The sequence below is a fragment of the Nonomuraea sp. NPDC004702 genome, from assembly GCF_053601695.1.
Map to the genome: position 1 here is coordinate 1 of NZ_JBSGCE010000144.1, position 10,754 is coordinate 10,754.

At 72.3% G+C, this 10,754-nt stretch carries 12 protein-coding genes; 11 read left to right on the forward strand and 1 reads right to left on the reverse strand.

The window, feature by feature from the left end; all coding sequences use genetic code 11:
* From ACWEJ6_RS53425 to ACWEJ6_RS53465, 9 genes are all read left to right on the forward strand, one after another.
* On the forward strand, positions 1–602 hold a 602-nt coding region (locus ACWEJ6_RS53425; protein ID WP_452433386.1), incomplete at its 5' end, for a riboflavin synthase.
* Positions 599–1,246, forward strand: coding sequence for a nicotinamide mononucleotide transporter family protein (locus tag ACWEJ6_RS53430; protein WP_452433387.1), 648 nt, complete (start codon positions 599–601; stop codon positions 1,244–1,246). The genes ACWEJ6_RS53425 and ACWEJ6_RS53430, both read left to right, overlap by 4 nt.
* The gene (locus ACWEJ6_RS53435; RefSeq protein WP_452433388.1) at positions 1,243–2,484 is read left to right on the forward strand and encodes a bifunctional 3,4-dihydroxy-2-butanone-4-phosphate synthase/GTP cyclohydrolase II; all 1,242 of its coding nucleotides are present in this window, start codon (positions 1,243–1,245) and stop codon (positions 2,482–2,484) included. Before ACWEJ6_RS53430 ends, ACWEJ6_RS53435 begins: the two co-directional genes overlap by 4 nt.
* Entirely contained in the window at positions 2,481–2,948 is a 468-nt protein-coding gene (gene ribH / locus ACWEJ6_RS53440) for a 6,7-dimethyl-8-ribityllumazine synthase (RefSeq protein WP_452433390.1), read from the forward strand. The genes ACWEJ6_RS53435 and ribH overlap by 4 nt, the downstream gene beginning before the upstream one ends.
* Positions 2,949–2,967: 19 nt before the next feature.
* Complete coding sequence (locus ACWEJ6_RS53445) at positions 2,968–3,426, forward strand: PH domain-containing protein (RefSeq protein ID WP_452433391.1); 459 nt, start codon at positions 2,968–2,970, stop codon at positions 3,424–3,426.
* An 84-nt stretch (positions 3,427–3,510) separates the two neighbouring features.
* On the forward strand, positions 3,511–4,377 hold the full coding sequence (locus tag ACWEJ6_RS53450) for an AAA family ATPase (protein WP_358293973.1): 867 nt from the start codon (positions 3,511–3,513) through the stop codon (positions 4,375–4,377).
* On the forward strand, positions 4,370–5,443 hold the full coding sequence (locus ACWEJ6_RS53455) for a vWA domain-containing protein (RefSeq protein ID WP_452433392.1): 1,074 nt from the start codon (positions 4,370–4,372) through the stop codon (positions 5,441–5,443). Before ACWEJ6_RS53450 ends, ACWEJ6_RS53455 begins: the two co-directional genes overlap by 8 nt.
* Positions 5,436–6,527 carry an XdhC/CoxI family protein gene (locus tag ACWEJ6_RS53460; RefSeq protein WP_358293969.1) on the forward strand — a complete coding sequence of 364 codons (1,092 nt, stop codon included), beginning with the start codon at positions 5,436–5,438 and terminating at the stop codon, positions 6,525–6,527. The genes ACWEJ6_RS53455 and ACWEJ6_RS53460 overlap by 8 nt, the downstream gene beginning before the upstream one ends.
* Positions 6,527–7,111, forward strand: coding sequence for a nucleotidyltransferase family protein (locus ACWEJ6_RS53465; protein WP_452433397.1), 585 nt, complete (start codon positions 6,527–6,529; stop codon positions 7,109–7,111). Before ACWEJ6_RS53460 ends, ACWEJ6_RS53465 begins: the two co-directional genes overlap by 1 nt.
* A 29-nt stretch (positions 7,112–7,140) precedes the next feature.
* Here the strand turns inward: ACWEJ6_RS53465 and ACWEJ6_RS53470 are convergent, their stop codons facing one another.
* Positions 7,141–8,028, reverse strand: coding sequence for an endonuclease/exonuclease/phosphatase family protein (locus ACWEJ6_RS53470; protein WP_452433394.1), 888 nt, complete (start codon positions 8,026–8,028; stop codon positions 7,141–7,143).
* 93 nt (positions 8,029–8,121) lie between these two features.
* Here ACWEJ6_RS53470 and ACWEJ6_RS53475 point away from each other — a divergent pair, with 93 nt between their 5' ends.
* Positions 8,122–9,162 (forward strand): LLM class F420-dependent oxidoreductase, encoded by a 1,041-nt coding sequence (locus tag ACWEJ6_RS53475; protein WP_387666376.1) that lies wholly within the window; start codon positions 8,122–8,124, stop codon positions 9,160–9,162.
* A gap of 252 nt (positions 9,163–9,414) precedes the next feature.
* On the forward strand, positions 9,415–10,716 hold the full coding sequence (locus ACWEJ6_RS53480) for a dicarboxylate/amino acid:cation symporter (protein WP_452433395.1): 1,302 nt from the start codon (positions 9,415–9,417) through the stop codon (positions 10,714–10,716).
* Positions 10,717–10,754 lie beyond the last annotated feature (38 nt).

The following is a 10,754-nucleotide window of genomic DNA, read 5'->3' on the forward strand; positions in this document are numbered from 1 at the left end:
TGTTCACCGGAATCATCGAGGAGAAGGGCGAAGTCGTCGCCATCGAGCCGGCGGGCGGGCAGGTCGGCGGTGGCGCCCTGCTGTCCGTACGCGGCCCGCTCGTCACCTCCGACGCCGCCCACGGGGACTCGATCGCCGTCAACGGCGTCTGCCTGACGGTCGTCGAGGTCAAGGACGACGTGTTCACCGTCGACGTCATCAGGGAGTCGCTGGACCGCAGCTCGCTCGGCGGCCTCACCGCGGGCTCGGCGGTCAACCTCGAACGGTCCGTACGCGCCGACCAGCGCCTCGGCGGCCACATCGTCCAGGGCCACGTCGACGGCACCGCCCGCCTGCTGTCCCGCGCCCCCGGCGAGAACTGGGACGACCTGCGCTTCTCCCTGCCCGGCCCGCTCAGCCGGTACGTGGCCGAGAAGGGCTCGATCGCCATCGACGGAATCAGCCTGACCGTCACGACGGTTGACGACGACAGCTTCGGCGTGAGCCTCATCCCGACCACGCTGAAGCTGACCACCATGGGCGACCGCCAGGTGGGCGACGTGGTGAACCTTGAGGTCGACGTGATCGCCAAGTATGTGGAGAGGCTGGTGGGCACCCGATGAGCTGGGTGGACGCATCGATTGACATCTTCGGTCTGCCGGTGAAGTGGACCGACCTGGTGGGCAACGTGTTCGCCCTCGCCACCGTGGCGTTCGCGATGCGCAAGTCCATGTGGACCTGGCCGGTCCAGTTCACCGGCTCGGTGCTGCTGTTCCTCGCCTCGATCAGCGCGCACGTCACCGGCAACGCGCTCAAGCAGGCCCTGTTCGCCGGGCTGGCCGTCTACGGATGGTGGAAGTGGCGGCAGGGCACCCAGGAGCACGCCCTGTCCGTCCGGCCCGCCACGGGCGGCGAGCGGTGGCGGATGCTGGCGGCGCTGGCGGTGGGCACCGCGGTGGTGACCGTCCTGTTCAAGACGTTCGACCTGTCGTGGTACCCGGGCGCGCCGGTGTCCGTCGTGGCCTCCGACGCCTACATCTTCGTCGGCGGCGCGGTCGCCACCTGGGCGCAGGGCCGGGCGCTGGTCGACTTCTGGATCATCTGGGTGCTGGTCGACCTGGTGGGCGTGCCGGTCGCGTTCAACTCCGGCCTCTACGTCTCCGGCGCCGTCTACGGCGTGTTCTTCGTCATGGTCCTCACGGGCTTCGCCAAGTGGCTGCGCGAGTACCGCGCCGCCGCCCGTCCGGAAGTGGTGGCAGCGGCATGAGCGAGTTCAAGCTCGACCCGATCGAGCGGGCCATCGAGGACATCCGCAACGGCCGTCCCGTCGTGGTCGTGGACGACGAGAACCGCGAGAACGAGGGCGACCTGATCTTCGCCGCCCAGAAGGCCACGCCGGAGCTGTGCACGTTCCTGATCCGGCACACCAGCGGCATGATCTGCGTGGCCATGGACGGCAAGGAGCTCGACCGGCTCGGGCTGCCGCTCATGGTGTCCCAGAACCGCGAGCGCATGCGCACGGCGTACACGATCACCGTCGACGCCCGTGACGGCGTCACCACCGGCATCTCCGCCGCCGACCGCGCCAGGACCATCCGCACCCTCGCCGACTCCGCCACCGAGCCCAACGAGCTGGTCCGGCCCGGCCACATCTTCCCGCTGCGCTACCGCGAGGGCGGCGTGCTGGCCCGGCGCGGCCACACCGAGGCGGCCGTCGACCTGGCCAGGCTCGCCGGGCTGTCGGCCGCCGGGGCGCTGGCCGAGGTGGTCAACGACGACGGCACCATGGCCCGGCTGCCCCAGCTGCGCCGCTTCGCCGACGAGCACGACCTGGCGCTGGTCTCCATCGAGCAGCTCGTCGACCACCGCCGCCGCGCCGAGAGCATGGTCACCAGGGTCGCCGAGACCCGGCTGCCCAACGCGTACGGCATGTGGCGGGCCTACGGCTACTCCAGCGCCCTCGACGGCGGCGAGCACGTCGCGCTCGTCTACGGAGACCTCGGCGGCGGCGAGAACATCCTGGTCAGGGCCCATTCCGAGTGCCTGACCGGCGACGTGTTCGGCTCGCTGCGCTGCGACTGCGGCGTGCAGCTCGACCACGCCATGGGCGCCATCGCGCAGGAGGGCCGCGGCGTCGTGGTCTACCTGCGCGGCCACGAGGGCCGGGGCATCGGCCTGCTGGCCAAGCTCAAGGCCTACAGCCTCCAGGACAACGGCAGCGACACCGTCGACGCCAACGTCGAGCTGGGGCTGCCGGTGGACGCCCGCGAGTTCTCCAACGCCGGGCAGATCCTGGCCGACCTCGGCGTGCGCTCGGTGCGGCTGCTCACCAACAACCCGGCCAAGCTCAAGGGCATGGACGGCTACGGCATCAAGGTGCTCGGCCGCGAGCCCATGCCCGTGGCCCTGAACCCGCACAACGAGCGGTACCTGGAGGCCAAGCGCGACCGGCTCGGCCACGACATCTCCTCCAGCGTCCCGCACGAGATCTCGGAGGCGTCATGAGTGGCGAAGGCCGTCCCGGAGTGGCCGTGGTGGACGCGGCGGGCCTGGTCGTGGGCGTGGTGGCGGCGAGCTGGCACGCCAAGATCACCGACCAGCTCGTGGCGCGGGCCGTGCAGGCGTGCGACGACAGCGGCGCCACCGCGACCGTGGTTCGCGTGCCCGGCTCGCTGGAGATCCCCGTCGTGGCCCAGGCCCTGGCCCGGCGTTGTGACGCGGTGGTCGCCCTCGGCGCGGTCATCAGGGGCGAGACCGCCCATTTCGACTACGTCTGCGACTCGGTCACCAGCGGTCTGACCCGCGTCTCGCTCGACGAGGAGACGCCCGTCGGCAACGGCGTGCTCACCTGCGAGACGTTGGACCAGGCGCTCGACCGCTCCGGGCTGCCCGGCAGTAAGGAGGACAAGGGTTATGAGTCGGCCCTGGCCGCCCTGGAGACCGCCCTCCTCCTGAGGGACCTCCACTGACCTGCGGTAGGTTTCCCTCGTGCCCGAGCCCGTGACCCCGCCGCCCCTGCCCGTGACCTGGCGTCCCCGCCGGGGCCGGATCGTGCCCTACGCCTTCGCCCTGGTGGTGGTGGCGGGGGCGGTCCTCATGGCGATCTTCATCGCCGACCCGTTCAAGCTGCCCGACCGGGTGGCGATCGTGGGCTTCGGCCTGGCGGTGGCGTACGTGCTCCACCTGCTGGGCCGGGTCCGGGTGGAGGCCGACGAGCAGGGCCTGACCGTCGTCAACGCCCTGCGCGTCCACCGCTACACCTGGCCCGAGGTCATCGACGTGACCCTCCTGGTGGGCGACCCATGGCCGAAGATCGACTTCTCCGACGGCCGGACGATCGGCGCCATGGGCATCCAGGGCTCGGAGAAGGCCCGCGCCCGCCGGGCCACGGCCGAGCTGGCCGCGCTGATCCGCGAGCGCGGCGAGGCGTCCGAGTCCGGCGACTGAAACGCGATGATGAGGGCGAGCCGATATCGCGGGGCGGGGGTCGCGACGTAGCCTGAAGGCGTGCTGCGGCGGACAATCAGGGCAATGGACATCGAGTCGCCGGACAAGCTCATCGAGCTGCTCGACCGGCACGACTACCTGGCCGACCGGGGGCTGGCCACGGCCGCCTTCCTGGCGCTGCGGATGGGGCGGCCGCTGTTCCTGGAGGGGGAGGCGGGCGTCGGCAAGACCGAGCTGGCCAAGACCCTCGCGACGCTGCTCAAGGCCCCGCTGATCCGGCTGCAGTGCTACGAGGGCCTCGACGCGTCCCAGGCCCTGTACGACTGGGACTTCGCCCGCCAGCTCCTCCACCTCAAGGCCGCCGAGGCCGCCGGGATCACCGACGCCGCCCGGCTGGAGGGGGAGATCTACGACCGCCGCTTCCTGATCGCCCGCCCCCTGCTGAAGGCCGTGGAGACCCAGCCGAGCGTGCTGCTGGTGGACGAGATCGACCGGGCCGACGACGAGTTCGAGGCGTTCCTGCTCGAAGTGCTCTCCGACTTCACCGTCTCCATCCCCGAGCTGGGCACGATCAGGGCCGCGACGCCGCCGGTCGTCGTGGTGACCTCCAACCGCACCCGCGAGGTGCACGACGCGCTCAAGCGGCGCTGCCTCTACCACTGGCTGGAGCACCCGAGCTTCGACCGCGAGGTCGCGATCCTGCTGCGCCGCCTGCCCGGCTGCACCGAGGAGCTGGCCCTGCAGGTGGCGCGGGCGGCCGAGCGGCTGCGCCGGGCCGACCTGGTCAAGCCGCCGGGCGTGGCCGAGACCCTCGACTGGACCGAGGCGCTGCTGACGCTCGGGGCCAGGGAGCTCGACCCCGACCTGGCCGCGGCCACCCTGGGCGCCGCGCTGAAGTACCGCGAGGACGTCGCCGCCGTCCTGGGCGACGGGCTGCTGTCCGGTGGATGAGCTGGTCCGGACCGTGACGGGCTTCGTCAGGACGTTGCGCGCGGCGGGCGTGGACGCCGACCACGAGCGGACGCGGAGCCTGCTGCAGGCCCTCGGCCACCTCGACGCCGGGGACCGGGAGGCGTTCTACTGGGCCGGCCGGCTCACCCTGTGCGCCACGCCCGACGACCTGCCCCGCTACGACCGCTGCTTCGCCGCCTACTTCGGCGGACGGCGGGCGGCGGCGGCCCGTACCGCGACGACCAGCGTCACCCGGCACCTGGCGGCCGGCGACGGCGAGGAGGCGGGCGCGGGCGAGGACGCCGCCGCCCCGGCCACGGCCAGCCGCGCCGAGGTGCTGCGGCACCGGGACGTCGCCCGGCTCACCGAGGCCGAACGCGCCGAGGTGCACCGCATGCTGGCCCTGCTCGGCCGCGGCCGGGCCGCGCGCCGCTCCCGCCGTTTCGAGCGGGCCCACCGGGGCGGGCTGGACCAGCGCCGCACCGTGCGCGAGGCGCTGCGCAACGGCGAGGTGGCCCGGCTGCGCCGCCGCCGGCACACGACCAGGCCCCGCCAGGTGGTGCTGTTCGTGGACGTCAGCGGGTCGATGGCCCCCTACGCCGAGACCCTGCTGCGCTTCGCCCACGCGCTGGTCAGGAGCGAGCCGCGGGCCACGAGGGTCTACTCCGTCGGCACCCGGCTCACCGAGGTCACCGCCGAGCTGCGCCACCGCGACCCCGGCACGGCGCTGAACGCGGCCTCGGCGGCCATCCCCGACTGGAGCGGCGGGACCCGGCTCGGAGAGGAGTTCAAGGAGTACCTGACCCGGCACAGCGCCCGGGGGGCGATCGTGGTCATCGCCTCCGACGGCTGGGAACGCGGCGACCCCGCGCTCCTGGGCGCCCAGCTCGCCAGGCTGGCCCGGCAGGCGTACCGGCTCATCTGGGTCAATCCGCACAAGGGATATGAGGATTACCAGCCGCTGACCGGAGGCATGCGGGCTGCCCTGCCGCATCTGGACGATCTGGTGGCCGGGCACAGCCTGGCCGCCTACGAGGAACTCAGCGAAAGGCTCGCCCATGCGTGACGTGCTCCCGGAGATCATGCGGTGGTGGAGGTCGGGGCTCAGGTTCGGGCTGGCGACCGTGGTGAGCACGTTCAGCAGCGCGCCACGCCCGCCGGGCGCGGCGATGGCGGTGCGCGGCGACGAGGTGGTGGGCAGCGTCTCGGGCGGGTGCGTCGAGGGGGCGGTCTTCGAGCTGGCCTCCGAGGCCGACGCGCCCGTCCTGCAGCGGTACGGCGTCAGCGACGACGACGCCTTCGCCGTCGGGCTGACCTGCGGCGGCATCATCGACATCCTGGTCGAGCCGGTCTCCATCGAGACCTTCCCGGAGCTGGGCGAGATCTTCGCCTCGGTCGAGGCGCACCAGCCGGTCGCGGTCGCCACCATCGTCGCCGGCCCCGGCCCGATCGGCGCCCGCCGGATCGTCTGGCCCGGCCGCTCGTCGGGCACCCTGGGCCTCGACCGCCTCGACGAGGCCGTGGACGACGACGCCCGCGGCATGCTCGCCCAGGGCCTGACCGGCATCCGGCACTACGGCGGCCACGGCGAGCGGCGGCTGGACGACCTGTCGGTGTTCGTCCAGTCGTTCGCGCCGCCGCCGCGCATGCTGGTCTTCGGCGCGATCGACTTCGCCGCGGCCGTCGCCAAGGTGGGCAAGTTCCTCGGCTACCACGTCACCGTCTGCGACGCCCGGCCGGTCTTCGCCACCGCCAAGCGCTTCCCCGAGGCCGACGAGGTGGTGGTCAAGTGGCCGCACGACTACCTGGCCTCGGTGCGGGTGGACGAGCGCACGGTGATCTGCGTGCTGACCCACGACCCCAAGTTCGACGTGCCGCTGCTGGAGGTGGCGCTGCGGACCGAGGCGGGCTACATCGGCGCCATGGGCTCGCGCCGCACGCACGAGGACCGGCTGGCCCGCCTGCGCGAGTCGGGGCTCACCGAGGCCGAGCTGGCCCGGCTGAGATCGCCCATCGGCCTCGACCTGGGCGCCCGCACGCCGGAGGAGACGGCCGTGTCGATCGCCGCCGAGCTGATCCAGCTGCGGTGGGGCGGCTCGGGCCGGCCGCTGTCGCAGACGGGCGGGCGCATCCACGGGGAGCCGGCGTGATCGCCGGGCTGCTGCTCGCCGCGGGGGAGGGCGCCCGGCTGGGCACGCCCAAGGCGCTTGTGGAGTTCGGCGGCGAACGGCTGGTCGACCGCGGGGTGCGGCTGCTGGCGGAGGGCGGCTGCCGTCCGGTGGTGGTCGTGCTGGGCGCGGCGACCGTGCAGGTGCGCGGGGCGGTCAGCGTGCGCAACCCGGACTGGCGCACCGGCATGGGCTCCTCACTGCGGGCCGGGCTGGCCGCGCTGCCGCCGGAGGCGACGGCCGTGGTCGTCGCGCTGGTGGACCAGCCCCTCGTCCGGGCGGGCGCGGTGCGGGCGCTGGCCGCGTCGGGGGCCGGGCTGGCGGTGGCCACCTACGGCGGACGGCGGGCGAACCCGGTGCTGATCGCGCGCGAGCACTTCGCCGGGGTGGCGGAGCTGGCGGTGGGCGACGTGGGGGCGCGGGCGTTCATGAAGGCGCATCCCGGGTTGGTCACCGAGGTCGCCTGCGACGAGCACGGCGACCCCGCCGACATCGACACGCCGCAGGACCTGGAGCTGCTGGAAGGCCGTTGGAAACGCGTTCTGGAGCTGCTGGAAGGCCGCTAGTAACGCGTTCTGGAGCTGCTGGAGGGCCGCTAGAAGCGCAGCGAGGCGATCGCCGCGCGGTGGTCGCTGCCGGTCGCCGGGGCGACCCCCGCCTTGGTCGCAGTCATGCCCCTGAACAGGATGTGGTCGGGCCGGGTGATCGGGAACTCGGCCGGCCAGGTGAACCCGAACCCGTCGCCGGCCACGCTCTGGGCGTCGGTCAGCGGCGGGGTCAGGCCACGCATGCCGCGGTCGGTGGTGGCGGTGTTGAGGTCGCCGAGCAGCAGGACGCGCTTGCTGGGGTCGCCGTCGACGAGCCGGCGAGCGTGCGCCAGGGAGGCGTCGCGGGAGGCGGTGTGGCCGGGCCTGGCCGAGGCCAGGTGCATGACGTAGACGGTGACCTTGCCCTTGGGCGTGGTCACCACCGCGCGCAGCGCCCGCGGCCAGCCCATGCCGACGTCGAGCGGGCTGGTCTCGCTGATCGGGTAGCGGCTCCACAGGCCGACCGTGCTGACCGGGTAGCGGTAGCGGAACATCTTGTTGAGCTGCTTGGCCGCGGGCCCGCCGGGGGTCAGCTCCTGGGCGGCCAGCAGGTCGAGCCCCTCGGCGATGGCCTTGACCGCCTCGCCGGAGGCGCTGTTGCGCACGCCGACGTTGACCGTGCCGACGGCCAGGTCGCTGGGGCCGCCGGGCGGCGCGGCCAGCAGCGTGGAGCCGAACATCGCCGCCCACACCAGGCCGGGCGCCAGCGCCGCGAGCGCGGCCGCCCTGGACCGCGTCAGCAGGGCGAGGATCAGCAGCAGCGGCACCGCCACCCCCAACCAGGGGAGCAGGCTCTCCAGGACCGGCGTGAAGCCGCCGAGCGACGGGATCAGCGAATGACCCGCCAGGGCCAGGGCGACCACTGCGGAGGCGACGACGACGACCCGGCTCAGCACCCGAACCAGGCTAGTGCTTCGCCGCGCGACACGCCGACACGCTAACCTGTTGACGTCGCAACGGAACAACATTCGGTTCATCGGGAGCCCGGCATGCGCATCGGTATGGCACTCAACTACTCGGGCGGTTTCAAGGAGACGGTCGCCGAGCTGGCCGACTACGAGAAGGCGGGCCTCGACATCGTCTTCGTGGCCGAGGCGTACAGCTTCGACGCCGTCAGCCAGATGGGGTACATCGCGGCCAAGACCGAGCGGGTGCAGATCGCCTCGGGCATCCTGCCGATCTACTCCCGCACGCCGACGTTGCTGGCCATGACCGCCGCGGGCATGGACTTCGTCTCCGACGGGCGCTTCACGCTGGGCATCGGCACGTCGGGACCGCAGGTCATCGAGGGTTTCCACGGGGTGCCGTACACCGCGCCGATCGGGCGTACCCGGGAGGTCATCGAGATCTGCCGCAAGGTGTGGCGGCGCGAGCGGCTGGAGCACGCGGGCCGCAACTACCAGGTGCCGCTGCCCGCCGGGGAGGGCACCGGCCTGGGCAAGCCGCTGAAGATCATCAACCACCCGGTGCGCCCGCGCATCCCGATCGTGGTCGCCGCCATCGGTCCCAAGAACGTGGAGATGACCGCCGAGCTGGCCGAGGGCTGGGAGCCGATCTTCTACTACCCGGAGAAGGCCGCCGACGTGTGGGGCCCCTCGCTGGCCGCCGGCCGGGCGAAGCGCGACCCCGAGCTGGGCGAGCTCGACGTGATCGCCCAGGCGGCGCTGGCCATCGGCGACGACGTGGCCGGGCTGCGCGACTTCGGCCGGGCGATGGCCGCCCTCTACATCGGCGGCATGGGCGCCAAGGGCAAGAACTTCTACAACGACCTGGCCCGGCGCTACGGCTACGAGAAGGAGGCCGAGCAGATCCAGGACCTCTACCTGGAGGGCAAGAAGGACGAGGCCGCCGCGCTGGTGCCCGCCGAGCTGCTGGAGAACATGTCGCTGATCGGCAGCGAGGGCTTCGTCCGCGACCGGATCGCGGCGCTGAAGGAGTCGGGGGTGACGACGCTCAACGTCGCGCCGCTCGGCCGTACCCACGAGGAGCGCGTCCGCCTGCTGGAGAAGGTCAAGGAGCTGGCCGCCTGATAGGCCGGGCTCCGGAAGGGGTGTGACGCACGTCACAATGCCGAGCGGGAATATGCCCCGTTTCGCGTGGTGTTGTACGTCCTCGTGAGGTTCTCTGTGGTCATCGTGCGGCTCGTCGAGCGTCTGCACGTGGATCTGTGCCGTCTGCACGGATCCCTCTGTCGCTGATCGGCGCGTCCCCCAGACTCCCCCCTTCCTCACCCGCATGCCCCCCTTCGCCGTGGCATGCCTGACTTCCGGAGCCTTCCTCCCGTGAAGAGATTCACCTTCTCCCTTCAGCTGCTGCTCGGCCTGGCCGTCGGCGTCGCCCTGGGGTTCGTCGCCAAGATCTGGGACGTGGCCTGGCTGGCCGAGACGCTGACCCAGGTCGGCAAGATCTTCGTCCAGCTCCTCAAGCTGGCCGTGCCGCCGCTGGTGTTCACCGCCGTGCTGGTCAGCGTGGCCAACCTGCGCAACGTCAACGGCGCCGCCCGGCTGGCCTCCAAGACCCTGCTGTGGTTCCTGATCACCGCGTTCGTCTCGGTGGCCTTCGCGATCGCGCTCGGCCTGATCATCAACCCGGGCCAGGGCGTCACCCTGGACACCGGCGCGGCCAAGGCCATCGACACCGAGGGCGCCGGCACCTGGCTCGACTTCGTCACCGGCATCCTGCCCACCAACATCGTCACGGCCTTCACCGAGGTGAACGTCCTCCAGATCGTCTTCCTGGGTGTCGTCCTCGGCGCGGCGGCCCTGGCGGTGGGCGAGAAGGCCGAGGCGTTCCTCAACCTCAGCCGTTCGGTGCTCGAACTGGTGCAGAAGGCCCTGTGGTGGGTCATCCGCCTGGCCCCGATCGGCACCGCCGGCCTCATCGGCAAGGCCGTCTCCACGTACGGCTGGGACCTGCTGGCCCCGCTGGCCAAGTTCAGCGTCGGCGTGTACGTCGGCTGCTTCATCGTCCTGCTGGCCGTCTACCCGACGCTGCTCGCGGTCTGGGGCAAGGTCAACCCGATCACGTTCTTCCGCAACGCCTGGCCCGCCATCGAGCTGGCCTTCGTCTCCCGTTCCTCGGTCGGCACGCTGCCCCTGACCCAGCGCGTCACCGTCGAGCGCAACGGCGTGGACCGTGACTACGCCTCCTTCGCGGTGCCCTTCGGCGCCACCACCAAGATGGACGGCTGCGCCTCGGTCTACCCGGCGCTCGCCGCGATCTTCGTGGCCCAGGTGTTCGGCGTGCACCTCGGGGTGGGGGACTACCTGCTGATCGCGTTCGTCTCCGTCGTCGGCTCGGCCGCCACCGCCGGTCTGACCGGCGCGATCGTCATGCTGACGCTCACGCTGAGCACGCTGGGCCTGCCGCTCGAAGGCGTCGGCCTGCTGCTGGCGATCGACCCGATCCTCGACATGATCCGCACCGCGACCAACGTGGCCGGCCAGATGGTCGTCCCGGTCCTGGTGGCCCGCTCCGAGGGTCGTCTGGACGAGGCGGTCTTCAACGCGCCGCCGCAGCCGCTCGACGACGCCCCGGCGTCGGCCGCCCGCACGCCGCGCGCGCCGGAGCCCGCGACGGCCTGACCGGAATTCGACTGAGGGCGGGTGGCCGTACGGCCGCC